The sequence below is a fragment of the Synechococcus sp. R55.2 genome, from assembly GCF_047462075.1.
Lineage (GTDB): Bacteria > Cyanobacteriota > Cyanobacteriia > Thermostichales > Thermostichaceae > Thermostichus.
This window is the reverse complement of the sequence record NZ_JANSIH010000202.1, coordinates 1-17,499: the sequence shown is the minus strand read 5'-3', so window position 1 is coordinate 17,499 and position 17,499 is coordinate 1. Positions and strand designations below refer to the sequence as shown.

At 57.9% G+C, this 17,499-nt stretch carries 18 protein-coding genes and 1 pseudogene; 12 read left to right on the top strand and 7 right to left on the bottom strand.

Annotated elements, in window-relative coordinates; all coding sequences use genetic code 11:
• Positions 1-22 precede the first annotated feature (22 nt).
• From NW838_RS07065 to NW838_RS07055, 3 genes are read left to right on the top strand one after another with little or no spacing between them, the layout of a single operon-like run.
• Positions 23-487, top strand: coding sequence for an FKBP-type peptidyl-prolyl cis-trans isomerase (locus tag NW838_RS07065; protein ID WP_011432059.1), 465 nt, complete (start codon positions 23-25; stop codon positions 485-487).
• 44 nt (positions 488-531) lie between these two features.
• Entirely contained in the window at positions 532-1,158 is a 627-nt protein-coding gene (locus tag NW838_RS07060) for a 5-formyltetrahydrofolate cyclo-ligase (protein WP_414427761.1), read from the top strand.
• Between the two features lie 31 nt (positions 1,159-1,189).
• Positions 1,190-1,648: an FxLYD domain-containing protein gene (locus NW838_RS07055; RefSeq protein ID WP_414332474.1), complete on the top strand. Its 459-nt coding sequence runs from the start codon at positions 1,190-1,192 to the stop codon at positions 1,646-1,648.
• On the opposite strand, the gene NW838_RS07050 is transcribed toward NW838_RS07055, so the two are convergent.
• Complete coding sequence (locus NW838_RS07050; protein WP_414352109.1) at positions 1,556-2,926, bottom strand: amidohydrolase family protein; 1,371 nt, start codon at positions 2,924-2,926, stop codon at positions 1,556-1,558. The genes NW838_RS07055 and NW838_RS07050 overlap by 93 nt on opposite strands.
• Before the next feature lie 401 nt (positions 2,927-3,327).
• Here NW838_RS07050 and NW838_RS07045 point away from each other — a divergent pair, with 401 nt between their 5' ends.
• The 7 genes from NW838_RS07045 to NW838_RS07015 all read left to right on the top strand — a co-directional run bounded on the left by NW838_RS07045 (position 3,328) and on the right by NW838_RS07015 (position 9,684).
• Entirely contained in the window at positions 3,328-4,356 is a 1,029-nt protein-coding gene (locus NW838_RS07045; RefSeq protein ID WP_099812061.1) for a BMP family protein, read from the top strand.
• Positions 4,328-5,890, top strand: a complete 1,563-nt coding sequence (locus NW838_RS07040; RefSeq protein WP_414427760.1) for an ABC transporter ATP-binding protein — start codon at positions 4,328-4,330, stop codon at positions 5,888-5,890. Before NW838_RS07045 ends, NW838_RS07040 begins: the two co-directional genes overlap by 29 nt.
• Positions 5,880-6,929 carry an ABC transporter permease gene (locus tag NW838_RS07035; RefSeq protein WP_414355655.1) on the top strand — a complete coding sequence of 350 codons (1,050 nt, stop codon included), beginning with the start codon at positions 5,880-5,882 and terminating at the stop codon, positions 6,927-6,929. The genes NW838_RS07040 and NW838_RS07035 overlap by 11 nt, the downstream gene beginning before the upstream one ends.
• 6 nt (positions 6,930-6,935) lie before the next feature.
• A complete protein-coding gene (locus tag NW838_RS07030) occupies positions 6,936-7,892 on the top strand; it encodes an ABC transporter permease (protein ID WP_414355654.1) in 957 nt (318 codons plus the stop codon).
• 66 nt (positions 7,893-7,958) lie between these two features.
• Positions 7,959-8,642: a dual OB domain-containing protein gene (locus NW838_RS07025; protein ID WP_011432051.1), complete on the top strand. Its 684-nt coding sequence runs from the start codon at positions 7,959-7,961 to the stop codon at positions 8,640-8,642.
• A complete protein-coding gene (locus tag NW838_RS07020) occupies positions 8,639-9,256 on the top strand; it encodes a DUF488 family protein (protein ID WP_414355653.1) in 618 nt (205 codons plus the stop codon). The genes NW838_RS07025 and NW838_RS07020 overlap by 4 nt, the downstream gene beginning before the upstream one ends.
• A complete protein-coding gene (locus tag NW838_RS07015; RefSeq protein ID WP_414355652.1) occupies positions 9,253-9,684 on the top strand; it encodes a DUF488 family protein in 432 nt (143 codons plus the stop codon). The genes NW838_RS07020 and NW838_RS07015 overlap by 4 nt, the downstream gene beginning before the upstream one ends.
• A 126-nt stretch (positions 9,685-9,810) precedes the next feature.
• Here NW838_RS07015 and NW838_RS07010 read toward each other — a convergent pair whose 3' ends face one another.
• Positions 9,811-9,945, bottom strand: coding sequence for a hypothetical protein (locus NW838_RS07010; protein WP_414355651.1), 135 nt, complete (start codon positions 9,943-9,945; stop codon positions 9,811-9,813).
• Positions 9,946-10,140: 195 nt separating this feature from the next.
• Here NW838_RS07010 and hflX point away from each other — a divergent pair, with 195 nt between their 5' ends.
• Together hflX and NW838_RS07000 are read left to right on the top strand one after the other, a co-directional pair.
• The gene (gene hflX / locus NW838_RS07005) at positions 10,141-11,907 is read left to right on the top strand and encodes a GTPase HflX (RefSeq protein ID WP_414355650.1); all 1,767 of its coding nucleotides are present in this window, start codon (positions 10,141-10,143) and stop codon (positions 11,905-11,907) included.
• A gap of 115 nt (positions 11,908-12,022) precedes the next feature.
• Entirely contained in the window at positions 12,023-13,771 is a 1,749-nt protein-coding gene (locus NW838_RS07000; protein ID WP_414355649.1) for a diflavin flavoprotein, read from the top strand.
• A 103-nt stretch (positions 13,772-13,874) separates the two neighbouring features.
• Here the strand turns inward: NW838_RS07000 and NW838_RS06995 are convergent, their stop codons facing one another.
• From NW838_RS06995 to NW838_RS06975, 5 genes and pseudogenes are all read right to left on the bottom strand, one after another.
• Positions 13,875-14,321 carry a hypothetical protein gene (locus NW838_RS06995; protein WP_414427759.1) on the bottom strand — a complete coding sequence of 149 codons (447 nt, stop codon included), beginning with the start codon at positions 14,319-14,321 and terminating at the stop codon, positions 13,875-13,877.
• Positions 14,322-14,559: 238 nt separating this feature from the next.
• Positions 14,560-15,210: a precorrin-8X methylmutase gene (locus tag NW838_RS06990; RefSeq protein ID WP_414329433.1), complete on the bottom strand. Its 651-nt coding sequence runs from the start codon at positions 15,208-15,210 to the stop codon at positions 14,560-14,562.
• 85 nt (positions 15,211-15,295) lie between these two features.
• Positions 15,296-15,637, bottom strand: coding sequence for a histidine triad nucleotide-binding protein (locus NW838_RS06985; protein WP_011432043.1), 342 nt, complete (start codon positions 15,635-15,637; stop codon positions 15,296-15,298).
• An 84-nt stretch (positions 15,638-15,721) separates the two neighbouring features.
• Positions 15,722-16,060, bottom strand: coding sequence for a hypothetical protein (locus tag NW838_RS06980; RefSeq protein ID WP_414329426.1), 339 nt, complete (start codon positions 16,058-16,060; stop codon positions 15,722-15,724).
• A 789-nt stretch (positions 16,061-16,849) separates the two neighbouring features.
• Positions 16,850-17,499: pseudogene (locus tag NW838_RS06975) on the bottom strand (flavin-dependent dehydrogenase); the annotation flags it as partial.

Sequence of the window (17,499 nt, the reverse complement as noted above, 5' to 3'; positions counted from 1 at the left end):
GGCGGTGGGGAGACGCCAACGGATGAAACGGGTGCTGCTGTTGGTGCTGGGCTTGCTGTGGCTTGGGGTGTGGGGCGGCCAGCCGGCCATAGCTCTATCGCGGGCCAAGGACAATCCGGTGGTGAGCGTGCAATCCCCAGCCAAGGACTTCATCACCACCGAGTCGGGATTGCAGTACTACGATATTGCTCAAGGCAGTGGGCCTTCGCCTCAGCCGGGGCAAACGGTGGTGGTCAACTACGTGGGCAAGCTACAGGATGGCACCATCTTCGATAGCTCCTACAAGCGCAATCAGCCTTTTGTCTTCACCTACGGAGTAGGGCAGGTGATCCGTGGCTGGGAGGAAGGGCTGGCCACCATGCGGGTGGGGGGCAAGCGGTACTTGCGCATTCCGCCGGAGTTGGCCTATGGCAGCCGCGGGGCAGGCGGGGTGATCCCCCCCAACGCCACCTTGGATTTTGAAGTGGAGCTCCTGGCCATCCAGTAGATTCAGATCTTGCAGAGACCGAATATCCAGGCGGCATTGGGCTTGTGCAGGAACTCCCTTCCCCGGAACTGTCTTCTTCTTGGCGGCCCAGTTCTCTGGCAGCAGATCCTGCCCTAGAAAAAGCTCGCCTGCGCCAGCACTTTCGCCAGCTACGGCAGAGGTTGGACAGATCCCTTATCAGCCAGAAGATCGTGGCTCATTTGGCCTCTTGCCCCCAACTTTTGGCCGCCAAAACCATCCTGGCCTATGTGGCCTTCGGCTCCGAGGTGGACTTGGGATCCCTGTTTGCCCTTTTTCCAGAGAAGCAGTGGGGGATCCCCCGTTGTCTGCCGCGGCGGCAAATGCAGTGGCACCGCTACCAGCCGGCTGAGCTTGTCCCCAACTGCTGGGGCTTGCTGGAGCCTTCTCCCGGCAGCACAGTTATCGACCCTGGCAAGGCGGATTTGATCCTGGTGCCCGCCCTGGCCTGCGATCGGTGGGGAAGGCGTTTGGGCTATGGCGGCGGCTATTACGACCGCTTTTTGGCCGCTTTGCCGGATCCCAGTGTGCCCAAGTGGGGCATCCTCCCCCAAGCCTGCTTGCTGGAGCAGCCCCTGCCTCAGGATCCTTGGGATCAGCGCCTGGATGGGATCCAAACCGAGGAGAGGTTCTACGAGACGGGGATCCCCTAGACTAAAGAGGGTGGGCCTTGGAGGAAAAACGATGAGCCAAGTTTGGAAGCCGGCGCAGTGGCTAACCCAAAAGCTGCGTCTTGTCTGCATGAGCTTTGGCTGTGTGGCATTGGCGGTGCTCTTGATGGGCTTTGGGGCGATCCCCCTGCAACTGAAGGATCTCCACGTCACCCCCTGTCCCGATACCCCCGAATACACCAACCTGGTGACCAGCAACGGCAACCCCATACCGGCCAGGTGCCTGTTCGTCGAAGGCACAGTGGTCAACCGCTCCAAAAATACCCTGCTGAACGCGGATGTCTTCGGTCGGCTTTACGATGCCAACGGCAACGAGGTTCTGCCGGAGCGTACCCGCCTGGGGGCCATTGCAGAAGTTCCTCCCGGCGAGAGCCCTTTTTCAATTCGCATCTCGGTGCCCATAACCAGCCCCCTGCCCCTCACCCTGGAGCAATTCAAGGCCAGCGGCTTCAGCGGTACCGTGCGCCGATGAGGTCCAAAGCTGGCGGCTGAACTCCACCTGGGTGGGGCGCTCAGGCAAATGGAGCTGGGCAACCACAGGCGGGGTTTGGGCGATCAGCCGGCCCCGGCGGAAGACATACAGGCAAGCTGGTTTCAGGCGAATGGCTTCGACGGCATCGGCGGCCTGGAGCACCACCAGATCGGCGTAGCAGCCGGGTTCCAGGCCGTAGCCTTCCAACCCCAGAATGCGGGCCGGGTTTTCTGTTACCGCCAAAAAACACTGGCGCATCTGCTCATAGCCAGTCAGTTGGGCGGCGTGGATGGCCATGTGGGCCACCTCCAGCATGTTGCCGCTGCCCAAAGGGTACCAGGGATCCATCACGCAATCCTGGCCAAAGGCTACCGTCAAGCCTGCGTCCATCAGCTCGGGCACCCGGGTCAGCCCCCGCCGCTTGGGGTAGGTGTCGTGGCGCCCCTGCAGCACTAGGTTTACCAGCGGGTTGGCAACCACCCCCAGCTCCGCCTCGGCCATCAGGGGGATCAGTTTGCTGACGTAGTAGTTGTCCATCGAGTGCATGGAAGTTAGATGGGATCCGGCTACCCGCCCCTGCAAGCCCAGCCGCAGCGTTTCGTAGGCCAAGGTTTCCACATGGCGCGAAAGCGGATCGTCGGTCTCGTCGCAGTGCAGATCCACCCGCAGGCCGCGCGCCGCAGCAATCTCGCACAGGGCCCGCACCGAAGCTGCTCCCTCGGCCATCGTCCGCTCGAAGTGGGGGATCCCGCCCACCACCTCCACCCCCAAATCCAGAGCCTTCTCCAGAAGCTGCACCGCCCCTGGCGAGCGATAGTAGCCATCCTGAGGAAAGGCCACCAGTTGCAAATCCAAGTAGGGAGCCACTTTTTGCTTGACTTCCAGCAGCGCCCGCACCGCCAACAGGTTGGGATCGCACACATCCACATGGGTGCGGATGGCCAGGATCCCACGCGCCACTGCCCAGTCGCAATAGGTCAAGGCCCTCTCCATCACCGCCTCGGGGGTCAACAGCGGCTTCAACTCCCCCCAGAGGGCGATCCCTTCTAGCAAGGTGCCCGACTGGTTGACGCGCGGGATCCCATAGGTGAGGGTGGCATCCATGTGAAAGTGGGCATCCACGAAGGGGGGCGACACCAAGCGGTTGCTGACATCAATTTCTTGGGGGGCAGTGGCTTGCAAGTTGCTTTCCAGAGCCACAATGCGATCCCCCTGGATACCGATATCGATTCCCTTGCGGCCATCCGGCAAATTGGCCCGGCGCAAAATGAGATCCATATGTTGTGGCTATTTGTTTGAACTTAGGATGGAAAGAAGCAACTACAGTTGACTGAATGATAGGCCAAATCAGATAAAGATGTCTTAAATTACCTCAAAGCCCGAATTTAGGAAACCAGTTGATTGGGTTATTGCTCACTTTATAAAAGAGGGCTGTAGTCCCCAACAGCATCCGGTTGTGCAAGATATCAACCAAGTAGTCAGAGGGATAATCTATCGAGAGCTGATTTGAGAGGACTTGGCCCTTACATCCATTCCAACCGTCAGCGAAACTTCGTTGTCCATTACAAACAAGCTCCTTCTCAAAAAATTGTATTTCAGGACACATATTTTCAGGGATCCCCCCTTTACGATAAACCGGTCAGTAACCCGATCTCGAACTAACCTCAACAGAAGCGACTATGGCACGTTTAGAACTCTCCCGGCGGGACTTCTGCCTGCGTTCTGGGGCTTTTGTGGCTGGCCTGATGGGGAGCCGCTGGTTGGTTCGCGATGCCGCGGTGGCTCAAGGAACCAAGCTGAAAGTGGCTGGGGTTTATACGGTTCCCATTGAGCAGCAGTGGGTGAGCCGGATCCATAAAGCGTTGATGGCTGCCCAGAAGCGGGGGGATATTGACTATACCTGGTCGGAGTCAGTTTCCAACACCGACTACCCACGGGTGCTGCGTCAGTATGCCGAGAGCGGCGTCCAACTGCTGGTGGGTGAGGTCTTTGGGGTGGAGCGGGAAGCGCGGGAGGTGGCCAAAGACTATCCTAAGGTCAGCTTCTTGATGGGATCCAGCCTCAAGCCGGATCCTGCCCTGAGCAATTTTGCCGTGTTTGACAACTACATCCACGAGCCTTCCTATTTGACGGGAATGGTGGCCGGGGGGCTGACCCGCTCCAAAATCATCGGCATGGTGGGGGGCTATCCCATTCCAGAAGTGAACCGCCTCATGAATGCTTTTATGGCAGGGGCGAGGGAACTGCAGCCGGAGGTGAAGTTTTTGGTCACCTTTATCGGCAGTTGGTTTGATCCCCCCAAAGCCAAAGAGGCGGCTTTTGCCCAAATTGATGCCGGCGCAGATATCCTTTACGCGGAGCGGTTTGGGGTATCTGATGCCGCCAAAGAGAGGGGCGTTTTGGCCATCGGCAATGTGATCGATACCCAGCCGGACTACCCGGAAACGGTGGTGGTCAGCGCCCTGTGGCACATGGAACCCACCATCGACAGAGCCATTGCCGCGGTGAAGGCCGGAGAATTTAAGGCAGAGGACTACGGGATCTACAGCATGATGAAATATGGGGGATCCAGCCTCTCCGACTGGGGAACCTTCGCCGACAAGGTTCCGGCTGAACTGAAAGCTAAGGTGATGCAGAGGCAGGCAGAGATTCTGGCAGGGTCTTTTGTTGTAGCCATCGATGATAGCGAACCCAAGTCCACCCTCTGAAGCGCCTTTGGCCTTGAAGGTGGTGGGCATTACTAAGCGCTTTGGTGCTCTGCTGGCCAACGACCAGATTGATCTTGAGCTGCGGGCCGGGGAGATTCTGGCCATCTTGGGGGAAAATGGGGCGGGCAAAACGACACTGATGAACATCCTGTTTGGGCACTATGTTCCCGATCAGGGTCAGGTGTGGGTGTTTGGTCGGCCCCTCAAGCTGGGATCCCCGGCGGCTGCCCTGGCGGCAGGGATAGGCATGGTGCATCAGCATGTGGTCTTGGCCGATAATCTGTCGGTGCTGGACAACATTCTTCTGGGCACTCAGCCCCTGTGGCACCTGTGGTCTCGGCGGCGAGAGGGACGGCGGCGCATCCAAAAGCTGGCCGAGGAATTGGGGTTGGCCGTGGATCCCGAGGCCCTGGTGGGATCCCTGACCTTAGGGGAGCGGCAGCGGGTGGAGATCCTCAAGGTGCTGTATCGAGGGGCGCGGATCCTGATTTTGGATGAGCCTACGGCGGTGTTGACCCCACCGGAAATTGAGCCGTTTTTTCACACCCTACGGCAGATGGCCGGTCGCGGGCTGGGGATCCTGCTGATTTCCCACAAGCTCCAGGAGGTGATGCGCATCAGTGACCGGGTGATGGTGCTGCGCTCAGGGCGGGTGGTGATGGCGGGCAAGACGGCTGAGATCCATCCCACAACTCTGGCGGAAGCGATGGTGGGGCAGCGGTTGGCGGCGGTGGTCAAAGCGCCCTTGTCTGTTGGGGAGACGATCCTGGAGCTGCAGCAGGTCTCCTGTCGGGCAGGGCAGCAGCATCTGGAGCAGGTTTCTCTGACGGTGCGGCGTCACGAAATCGTGGGTATTGCCGGGGTGGCGGGCAATGGGCAGGCCGTTCTGGCAGATCTGGTCTGTGGGGTGATCCGGCCCCACCAAGGTCATCTCCATCTGCATGGCCGAGTCCTGCGGCTGATCTCTCCTGCTGAGATGGTGCGGCAAGGCATGGCCCGGATCCCGGAAGACCGCCACAAGACCGGACTGATCGGTTCCCTTAGCCTGTGGGAGAATTGGGTGATCGAGCGCTATCGGGATCCCGAATTCTCGCGGTGGGGGATCCTGCGTCACCGCCAAATCTATCAGCAGGCCCACACCTGGCTACAGACCTACGACGTGCGGGGACTCCAGAGTGGGGATCCGCGGCAGGCGCTCCAGATGCCAGTGCAACTGCTGTCCGGCGGAAATATGCAAAAAGTGATCCTCTCGCGGGAGCTGTGTCGGGATCCCCAGGTGATTGTGGCTCACCAACCGACGCGGGGACTGGATCTGGGGGCTGTGGCCTATGTGCATGCCCAACTTCTGGCAGCAGCCCGGGCTGGAGCCGGGATCCTGCTCATTTCCGAAGACCTGGATGAATTGCTGAGTTTAGCGGATCGAGTGGCGGTGCTCTATCGCGGTCGGCTTTCCTCGGCAGTCCCGACCCAAACCACAACGGTGACCGCCTTGGGGTTGCGTATGGCCGGGCAGGAGGTGGCCGATGCGTGTTGAACCCCGTTCCACGGTGCCCCTCTGGCTGATCCTGAGTGCGCCGATGGCAGCCATTGTCCTGGCTTTCCTCTCCTGTAGCCTGCTGATCCTGTGGACGGGATCCCCGGTTTTGGCAGCCTATGGAGCTTTGCTGCGGGGAGCGGTGGGATCCCCCTTTGCCCTAAGCGAGACCTTGACTCGGGCCGTTCCCCTGATCCTGACGGGATTGGCGGTGGCGGTGTGTTTTCGGGCCAAGTTGTGGAACATCGGTGCAGAAGGCCAGTTTTATGGCGGGGCTCTGGTTGCCAGCCTCTTGGGCACCGGTGGGCTTTTGCTGCCGCGCCCATGGTTGGTGTTGGTGCTGCTGCTGGCGGGCTGGATTGCTGGAGGGCTGCTGCTGTGGATCCCGGCCTGGCTCAAGACCCAGTTCCAGGTGGACGAAGTGGTGACCACCTTGCTGCTCAATTTTGTCATTCTTCTCGGGATTAGCTATCTCCTGGAAGGCCCCCTCAAAGATCCTCTGGCTCTGGGTTGGCCCCAAGGTCGTGCCCTTGTGGATGCTGCCCTACTGCCGCGGCTGATCCCCCGCAGTCGTCTCCATGCCGGTTTGATCATTGCCCTGCTCGCTGCCCTGGGGGTGTGGGCCATAGAGCGGTTCACCGTTTGGGGCCTAGAAATGCGAGCCGTAGGCGCGAACCCGGAAGCGGCCAGGTTTCTCGGCATCCCAGTCCAGGGAGTTATTTTGTATACCTCACTGCTGGGAGGGGGGCTGGCAGGCTTGGCGGGAGCTTGTGAACTTCTCGGGCTCAAGGGCTATCTCACCTTGGATTTATCCCCGGGCTTTGGCTACACCGGCATTGTTGTTGCCCTGTTGGCCCAACTGCATCCCTTGGGAGTGGTGGGGGCCGCAGTTTTCATTGCCGGGGTTTATGTGGGAGCCGATACCATGGGGCGTAGCTTGGGCGTTCCCACCTATCTTGCCGATGTCATTGTTGCTGCTGCCCTGCTGTGGATGTTGGTCTGCATGGGATTGGCCCGTTATCGTCTGCGCTGGGACTGAGCACCCATGTCTGCACTCCTGAGTCTAATCAGCTTAATCAGCACCACCAGCTTTTGGGTTGCCACCCTGCGCATTGCCACTCCCTTGCTCTTTGGCACTTTGGGCGAAGTCCTCTGTGAGCGGGCCGGCGTTCTCAATTTGGGCATCGAAGGGATCATGACCCTGGGGGCCATGACCGGTTGGCTGGTGGTCTATCAGGGATCCGGATTGTGGTGGGGCGTAGCCTTTGCTGCCGTCCTCGGTGCAGGTGTGGGCTTGATTCACAGCCTGTTGACCGTCCGCCTTGGGGTTTCCCAGCACGTCACCGGCATTGGCATTACCCTCTTGACCATCAATGCTGCTTATTTTGTTTATCGCATGGCCCTGCCCCAGGTCACCTCTCCCCCCAAAATCGTCCCCTTCAGTCCTTGGCCGATCCCCGGTCTCTCCAGCCTGCCCTTTCTGGGAGAAACCCTGTTTACCCAGCCGCCCCTCACCTACCTCGGCCTTCTCCTGGTGCCCCTCATGGCCTACATCCTCTACCGAACTCCGCTGGGCCTGGCCGTGCGCATGGTTGGAGAAAATCCCCAGGCTGCCGCTTCCCAGGGGATCCCGGTCTATGCCGTTCGCACCGGGGCCGTGATGGTGGGCAGCGCTCTCATGGCGGTGGCCGGCGCTTTTTTAACCCTCTCTGCGTTCGATGCGTTTTTCTTCAATATCGTCAATGGGCGGGGGTGGATTTGCATTGCTCTGGTGGTTTTTGCCGCTTGGGATCCCTGGCGAGCCTTGGCAGGGGCATTGTTGTTTGCTGGATTTGATGCCTTGCAATTACGCCTTCAGCAGCTTTGGGGCAGCCGGATCCCCTATCAGTTTTTCTTAATGTTGCCCTATCTGCTCAGTATTGTGGCGTTGATTTTGGTCTCTCGCCATGCCAAAGCGCCCCGCGCCCTTTTGATCCCCTTTCGCCCTGAAGAACGGATTTGACTACTGGACTTTCAAGAAGCCGAAAATTACTCCTATTGAGCCTTTGCCCTTGCCCCAGAAGCCTGTATGTCTTACGTCAAGACGATTGTCTGTTTCGCCAACTCCAGAAAAATGGCCGGTCGCTGTATTGCCGGCAAGGAATGGCAGAACGGAGAGCCAGGAGAATGGGTGCGTCCTGTCAGCAGCCGCCCGTCACATGAGGTCTCTGAACATGAGAGGTACTACGAGAGCGGTGGCGACCCAGAACTTCTTGATATTCTCTGTGTCTCTTGTGATACACCTCAGCCACTACCTCACCAGAGGGAGAACCACGTTATCAATCCAAAGCACCGCTGGAAAAAAGTTGGCCACCTGCCTTGGGAGGATATCAACAGTTGGCTAGACAACCCTGAGAATCTCTGGGGCACTGGCGAGAGCAGCTATGCTGGGTGGAACAACCGGTTAAGTGTCGGGCGAGAAAGCGGAGTTTCTCTTTACCTTGTACCGGTCGAGCATTTGCGTCTGTTGGTTGGTTACAAGGCACCAGGATACCCGAATTCTAAGCGTAGAGTACGCGGCGAGTTTGTATACAAGGGAGTAAAATACTGCATGGATGTTACCGATCCTGTGATTGAACGGGATTTCCTAATGGGCGAAGACGGTCAATATGACATCCCCGATCCGGTGCTGTGTGTTAGCCTTAGCGATCCCTACTTGGGCTATTACTACAAGCTGATAGCGGCTGTTCTCTACTCAGGTCGACTCATATGAAATCAGAGATCTACACGATTGGTCACTCAAACCACGAGATTGATTTTTTCATAGACTTACTGCGCCAGTACAACATCACCGGTATTGGCGACGTTCGCTCACGTCCATATAGCCGTTACGTCCCTCAATATTCACAAGAAAAGTTGAAAAGTGCTTTAGCGGCAGCAGGTATTGCTTACGTCTTTCTGGGCAAAGAATTGGGAGGACGTAGCGAAAATCCGAGCTGCTATGATCAGGGTAGGATTCAGTATGAACGACTGGCAAATGAGCCAGCCTTCCTCGAAGGGATCGACCGTCTGATCCAAGGTTCTAGTCGGTATCGGATCGCACTGATGTGTGCTGAGAAAGACCCTATTGAATGTCATAGATCGTTGCTGGTGGCGCGTAAACTTTTTCAAAGTGGGATTCCGGTCAACCACATCTTGGCCAATGGCTCTTTGGAGACTCATGAGGCTCTAGAATCTCGTCTTCTTGCCCTTTGCAAACTTCCAGAGGGGGACTTGTTTAGAAGTCGGGAAGAGTGTATAGCCGAAGCCTATCTCATTCAAGGCAGGCGTGTCGCCTATCGAGATGAGAAAATGTCAAAAAGTGATGAGCGGAGCGCGAGGCCATGAAGATATTTACAATAGGGTTCACGAAGAAAAGTGCAGAACAGTTCTTTAATCGTTTAAAACAGCCTGGTCTAGTTCGAGTTGTTGATGCTCGACTTAACAATACCTCACAACTGGCAGGATTCACGAAAAAGAATGACCTAGAGTTCTTCCTTCACGAGATCTGTAAGCTTGGATACATTCATTTGCCAGAATTGGCACCGACCCAAGAAATTCTTGATGCTTATAAAGCTAGTGGTGACTGGTCTAATTATGAGAGACAGTTTTTGTCGTTGATGGCCGAGCGTCGTATCGAAGATCAAGTGGATAAAAGTATTCTCGATGGAGGGTGTCTGCTTTGTAGTGAAGCTACTCCTGAGCACTGTCATCGTAGGCTGGTTGCTGAATATTTGCACAGAAAATGGGGTGATGTTGAAATCGTGCATCTATAAAAGCCAAGAGCTGGCACTACGGCTTTTTCCGATTTATGCAGCTATTCCAAGTTGCAGCAGGGTTCTGGCAACACGGAGCGAAAGGGATGCCCAACTGATTTGGAAACTCTCTCACCGACAGCAAGCTCAATACAGGGATCCCCGCTTGGGCAGATCCAACACATTGACATCTTTGGGGTTGACCTTGAGCAGATGATGGGCGAGCAGGAAGCCTGTGATCGTCTGGGTTTGGCTGCCCCATGCGTACCTCTGTTGGGTCATGGAAGTATTCCGCCTACTTTTGTTCGGGAATGACCTTGGTTTGAATGTTGCACCCGTTGCTGATGACATCGCCGTACTGTTGCCCCCGCAACACTGGGCCAGTGTTTGCCGCCGTTGCTTTTGGATCCCAAGTTCCTGCTGTCAGCTAGCGTGTATGGTAGATGAAAGCTTGTTTTTGGGTCTTTCCCCGTCCCTATGCCCAGGGCTAGCACCTCTCGCCATCAGACCGACCCCCGCTTCAGCTCTGCTATCGCTACGCGAGGCTTTCGCGAACAGGCCAAAGGGTTAAAGCCCCACCAACAAAAGCAACTGCAACGGCTTTACCAACTGCGCCTACCCCCCAACCGCCTGGTGACGGTGGAGTTTGCCCAACGGCTGGGATCCCTGACCCAAGAGTTGGAAGGCCGGCCCATCAGCGTTTACCTCAACCGGCGCGGCCAGGTGATCCGCGTAGGGGTGGGATCCCCTTTTGAAACCCAGATTCCCGCTTGGGAATTGCCCCGCCAGGGGGCCGAGCGCCTATCCGGGATCCGCTGCATCACCACCCAAATGGGGGAGGGGGGCCCCGGTCAAAAAGCGCTGACGGCCATGGCTTTGCAGCGTTTGGATGCCCTCATCACCCTTTCCGTGTCCAAGTCAGGAGGGCACCGACGCCGGGGAGGAGCGGCTACGGGCTTTGTTCACCGGGCCTATCTGGCCCATCTGCTGCCGGAGGGAGAGCGCCGTTGGCAGGTTTCTGAGCCTTTGCCTTTGGGGATCCTGGCAGAACAGGATCTGCAGGAGCTGGTGGCGGAGCTAGAAGATGGCTTTCGGCGCCAGTTGACCGCCCGCCAGGTGGATCTGGATCAGGATCGGGCCATCCTGGTGGGGCTGCAGGAGTCCGGGCAGAGCTACGAGGATCTCATGGATGGGTTGGCGGAGCTGAGCCGCCTGGTGGAGAGTGCCGGCGGACAGGTGCTGCAAGCCCTCTGGCAGAGGCGCGAAGGCCCCAATTCGGCCACGGTAATCGGATCCGGTAAGGTGCAAGAGCTGGCTCTGCTGGTCCAGGATCTGGGCGCTAACTTGGTGGTGTTCGACCGGGAACTCACCCCCAGCCAGGTGCGCACCTTGGAAGAGGCGGTGGGGGTGCGGGTGGTGGATCGCAGCGAGGTGATCCTGGATATTTTTGCCCAGCGGGCCAGAACCCGGGCCGGAAAATTGCAGGTGGAGCTGGCCCAACTGCAGTATTTGCTACCTCGCTTGGCCGGTCGAGGGCGCACCATGTCGCGGCTAGGTGGGGGCATCGGCACCCGTGGCCCGGGGGAAACCCAACTGGAAATGGAGCGGCGGGCCATCCAGCGGCGCATCAGCAAGCTGCGGCAAGAGGTGGAAGAGCTGCGCCGCCACCGCCAGCGGCTGCGCCAACGGCGCGAGGCATCCCAAATTCCCGTGGTGGCCCTGGTGGGCTACACCAACGCCGGCAAATCCACCCTCCTCAATGCCCTCACCCATGCCCAGGTCTACGTGGCCGACCAACTCTTTGCCACCTTGGATCCCACTACCCGGCGGCTGGATCTGCCCAACCGGCAGGCGGTCCTGCTGACCGACACGGTGGGATTTCTAACCGAATTGCCAGACCAACTGGTGGATGCCTTTCAAGCCACCCTGGAAGAGGTGACGGAAGCCGATGCCCTACTACATGTGGTGGATCTCTCCCACCCCAACTGGGAGGGGCAAATCGAGGCGGTGGAAACATTGCTGGACGAGATGCCCTTGGCCACCGGCCCCCGGCAACTGGTGTTTAACAAAATCGACCGCCTGGATCCCGAATGGGTAGAGGATGTGCGCCTGCTCTACCCGAAGGCCCTGTTTGTTTCCGCCACCACCGGCCAAAACCTGGATCAGTTGCGCCACACCCTGGCCCAATTTGCTGCAGTTCTAAGCCCCAACCCCTTCGATAGTCAGGAACCCAGAGATCCCTAGAAGCATTCCATAAGGATTTCGCAACTTGCAAATTGCATTTATACCCCCTGTCAACATAAACATTCGGTTACATTGAGATCGAGATTGTTACCCGACTTAAAGTTAGGGAGAGAACATGGCCTCTACTGCAGTTGTACCTCAAGTCGCACCTCGCTTGGCCCCATCCCACCTGACGCTGCAAACTCTGCCTATCGGGGCCGACACCCTCGCCATTCGCTCCCAAGATTGGGATCGGGATCGATTTGACATCGAATTTGCTCTGGAAAACGGCACCACCTACAACTCCTTTTTGATTTGCGGCGAGAAGGTGGCCTTGATTGACACTTCCCACGAGAAGTTTCGCCGGTTGTACTTGGATTGCCTGCAAGGGATCGTGGATCCCACTGCGATCGACTACCTGGTGGTCAGCCACACCGAGCCAGATCACAGCGGCCTAGTCGGTGATCTGCTGGAGCTGGCGCCCCAGATGACGGTGGTGGCCTCCAAGGTGGCGGTGCAATTTCTGGAAGATCTGGTGCATCGGCCCTTCCAGCGGCTGGTGGTGAAACAGGGAGATCGCTTGGATCTGGGCAAGGGGCATGTCCTGGAATTTATCTCTGCCCCCAACTTGCACTGGCCCGACACCATCCTCACCTACGACCACGGCACCCAGATCCTTTACACCTGCGACGTGTTTGGGATGCACTACTGCGACGACTTTGCCTGGGATGAGCATCCCCATCTGCTGCAGGCGGACTTTAAGCTCTACTACGACTGCCTCATGGGGCCCAATGCCCGCTCGGTGTTGTCTGCCCTGAAGCGCATGGAAGCCTTGCCTCCCATCGCTGCCATTGCTACCGGCCACGGCCCCCTGCTGCGCCATCACCTGTCCGACTGGGTGGGGCAATATCGCACCTGGAGCCTCGAGCAGGCCAAAGCCGAGCGCCTGGTGGCAGTGTTCTACCTGTCCGGCTATGGCCAGGCGGAAACCTTGGCTCAAGCCATTGCCCGTGGGATCCAAAAAACCGGCATCCAGGTGGAGCTGGCAGATTTACGGCTGGTGGATGCCCACGAGGTGCGGGAGCTGATGAGCTTGGCCGCCGGTGTGGTGATAGGCATGCCGCCCCAATCAGGGCCTGAGGCCGCCACCACTCAAGTGCTGCTGAAAACCCTTTTGGCCTCTGCCCACAGCAAGCAAGGCTTTGGTCTGTTTGAGTCGGGCGGCGAAGATGATGAGTCGGTGTACCTCTGCCGCAACACCCTGCAGGAGATCGGCGCCAAAGAGGTGTTTGCCCCCATTCTGCTTAAGCAGCCTGCCGGCGAGGCTCTGCTGCAACTGGCCGAAGAAGCAGGTACCGATCTGGGGCAGTGGCTGACGCGGGATCGCAACATTCAGCAGATGAAAGCCTTGGATGCCGACTTGGATCGCGCCCTGGGCCGCATCAGCAATGGCCTCTACATTATCACAGCCCGCAAAGGGCAAGCCACCAGCGCCATGCTTGCCTCCTGGGTGGCCCAAGCCAGCACCGATCCGCCGGGGATCAGCATTGCAGTAGCCAAGGATCGGGCCATCGAATCCTTCCTGCAGGTGGGAGATACCTTCGTGTTAAACGTGCTGCAAGAAGGCCATTACCAACCCTTGATGCGCCACTTCCTGAAGAGATTTCCACCGGGGGCCGACCGCTTTGCCGGGATCAAGACCTACCCTGCTGCCAACGGATCCCCCATCTTGGCCGATGCTTTGGCCTACCTGGAGTGCCGCGTGGTGAGCCGCCTGGAAACCAGCGATCACTGGGTGGTGTACAGCACCTTGGAAGCCGGTCGGGTCTCCAGCCCAGAGGGCCTTACTGCCATCCACCACCGCAAGGTGGGGAATCATTACTGATTGAGGCGTGAGCAGTGAGAAGGGAGAAGTGAGAGATGATCCCTCACCTCCAGCCCTTCTCCCTGGGGAAGCTGGGATCCCTGTAGCGAACAGACTCACAAATTCAATAGGACTGCCGATAGACCAAGCCATCGGGATGTAGGAAAAAAGGGCTGTCTTCTCCCAGGCGGATCCCGCTCTGCTCTAGCCAAAAGGGCAGTCTCTCTGTTCCCTGTTGAATCCTTTGGGATCCCTGCTGGGCTGGCCGATAAGGGACGCTGCCCAAACCCGAAGAGAGGGGATCTGAGGGGGCATACCTCTGTCGCCAGCGCTGGTAGGGGCTGACCGGTTCGCGAAAATGTTGCGTAGCGATAACCTCTGCCTTGTCGAGTGCAGTAGCAGTGTGGAGCACTTTCTGGGCTGTCGAGAGAGTAGAGGCAAGTGTTGACGATTCTGACAACTGCAACTGTGAAGAGGGCGAAAGGACGACCACCGGGCATGGCTCAGCTTGTGCCCAAGCCCCCGGCGCAAAAACCCAGGCAAGCCAGCAAAAGAAGATGGCACACCGCATGGGAAGATCCCTCCATAGGCCCAACCCAGTCGTCTCTCAGGCCATTTTCTGAAGAGGCAGGACTGAGAGCGCAGCTCCCATCTTGCCCATGCCAATTTGCAGGCCGAGTGACCGGGATCCCCCCAGTTGAGTGATCTCGATCAGATCAGCAGACCTACTCTAGAAATGGGGTCTAAAGCCCTGCTCTACCGCTGCGCAGTTTGCCTTGGCTTAGCCAGCCAGTAGAGCAAGGAGCATGTCAAGAAACGGCGGATTTGCCAGGATAGTCTGCGCTGCTGACCCGTACATAGGCGTGCCAAGCCAAGTCCAGCAGGCCATCCAACACCGCTGCAGCCACTGCCGGGCCTCCTTTGCGTCCCTCAGTGCGGATGTGGGGCACCATGGAATCGGCTAGCTCCTGCTTGGCTTGCACCACGTTCACAAACCCAGCCGGCGTGGCGATGACCAGAGCAGGGGCCACCTCCTTCTTTCTAATCAGCTGCACCAAGGTGGAGAGGGCAGTCTGGGATTGGCCAATCACAAAGATCGCCTCAGGGTAGCGTTGGGCCAGGGTTTCCAAGCCCCAAGCAGAGCGGGTCTTGTCCCTTTGGGGGCGGGTAATGGCTTCGCTGCTGCAATAGATGGGGTTGGAAAAGGTGTTCTGAACAGCCCAGGCAATGCCCACCTGCACCATCGGCTCATCGACCACAATGGTGGTACGCGCTGCCAAGGCCGCCGCCCCAGCCTGTAAGGCTTCGTTACCAAAACGGATGAGGTTCAAGTACTCAAAGTCGGCAGTAGCATAAATAACCCGACGAACCACCTCATACTCAGCAGGAGAAAGCTCGTGCTTGCCCACCTCCTGGTCGATGATCATCAGGCTCTCTGCATCGGTTACGTGCCACTCCATCGATCCCAGACCCCGCCCGCCGTTTATCCTCAGTAATGACAGGATTGTACCTGCAGAGGCTCCAATGGGTGGGAAAAACCATCGCTCAACCTGGGGGCCAGCCCATCCCCCGACCGCCCAGAACGTGAATGTGGAGATGAAAGACGGTTTGGCCGCCGTCTTCTCCTTCGTTGATCACCAATCGGTAGCCTTTATTTAAACCTGCCTCGGCAGCCACCCGTTGAGCGGTCAGCAGGAGATGTCCCAGCAATGCCTCATGTTCGGGCTTGGCCTGGGAAATGCCGGGGATGGGCTCTTTGGGCACCACCAAAATGTGGACAGGGGCTTGGGGGGCAATATCTTTGAAGGCCAGGGCTCTATCGTCTTCGTAAACGATTTGTGCAGGGATCTCCCTGCGAATAATCTTGCCGAAAACTGTGTCGCTCATGGGTGCTCACAAATTAGTTCTGCCCTTAGCCTACCTGCTAACCGCACATTCTCCCACCCAGGTGGCGAGAGTGGCGCTCGGCACCTACTGCTTCAGCAGCCATTCAAATTCCTGCCGCAGTGATTGAATATGCCCCACTCGCGAGACCAACAGCGCATCTCGCCCGGCATCGCGAAAACGAGAGCGCCACAAACTCACCAAATCGGGGTTGCTGCACCAAAAGCGGATAACAGCGTCGACCAACTGATCCAAGTCCCAGCCGCGCCGGGCCGGCACTTCCTCCACGGATCCCAGTAACGCATCGAGGGTGCAGGAGCTGGTACCCAGGTATTCCACCCCACAGGGCCGCTGGGCCAGCTTCTGTTGCTGATGAAAGAACTGTAGAGCAGGGGCGATGCCGATGATCTCGAAGGTGTAAACCATGTTGCTCCGCAACGCTGACGCGACTGGGCTCAGTCCTACAGAGTTTTTTGCGAAAGATCCTAAAAAGGGGACTAGCAGTCTCAAAACCAAATCAAGGTTGGGATCCCTTCCCAACTATCCTCGATCTGATCCTGGATGTTAGGTATTGATTATACTCAACTTGGGCAAAATGCCAAGGCAAAGGACAGGCAGATCCCTGCGTGGCGAAATACTTTTGCGCCACAGAGGAAGGCTTTGCCTGATGGGCACTCCCTCGTTCAGCTCTGTGTAAATAATCTGTGCAGAAATCTGTGCAGATAAGAGGTAAAGCTGCTAGCAAACACAAGTGAGGACTGCTAGCATCCAATGGGATCTTTTGCTAATTGGCTTTAGCTACACAACTACAGCCCACTAAGGGACCACGGGATACGGTTGTATGGTCATTCTAGGCTAATTGAGACACTCCCCAAGCGTTCCGCGCCGCTGCCGCGACCACCCCCAGCCCCTCTCCCAGAGGGAGTCATCCCTCACCCCCAACCCCTCTCCCAAAGGGAGAGGGGAGTTAGGAAGCAATACAACAGAAATCTTTCAGTTCTGTTTAAAATGACTATAAACCTGCTTGTTTTAAACCTCGTTGGGGTCAAGCCTCGTAAACACGATTTTTGTATCCCCCAGTTTGTGAACAGGCTGTATTGTCACCTGCCTTTTCTGCAGACATTGAAGCAGACATTGAAGATTGTGACTTGAGGCAAGCAAAAGCACAGGCATCAAAAAACTGGCGTGGCCGCATTCTCCGACCGCGCCACCAGCTCAAGCCCTCTCCTCTACCCAAGTCGGTATTGCGTCTTGGGCCTTTTCTTGAGTGGGGGGGAGTTGAAACTGGATGCGCGGCTGCCCTACCCCATAGGTGAGGGTGTAGCTCCACTGCAGGCAGCGCAGCCACAGGCGGGGGTAACGCGCTTCTAGCCAGGGCTGCAGGCGACGCAGCAGATTTGGAAGCCAGCCCCTGAACAAAGCAGAGGTCAAGGCCAGGCCGGTATAGCTGAGGTAGGTAGGTAGCCACTGGGCAAAGCCTTTGGCCCCTACGGCCTCCCAGATCCACAGCAGCAGCCGTGGGTTTTGCAGGGCAGCTTTGATGGCCATGCGGTTAAAGGCCAGCCAGCCGGCCCGGTCTTTGATGAAATCGTCCACCACCTCCGGCGGCTCGGTGGCGAGAATGCCGAAAAAGCTGTTGAGAGTGGCATTGATGCGCTCGGGGGGCAGCACCTTGCCGGTGGGCACCATCATCCCCCGCGAGAAGAGCCAGGTGACGGCCGAGTTGCCCTGGTAGGCCCGGATCTGGGCTAAGTCCGCCGCCCTGAGCAGGTCGTGGCGCAGCGCCGTATCCAGCAGATCGCACAGGCGGGGGCAATTGCGCACCAGGGATCCAAAGCCGGTAAAGCTAAGGGGCGATTGCATGG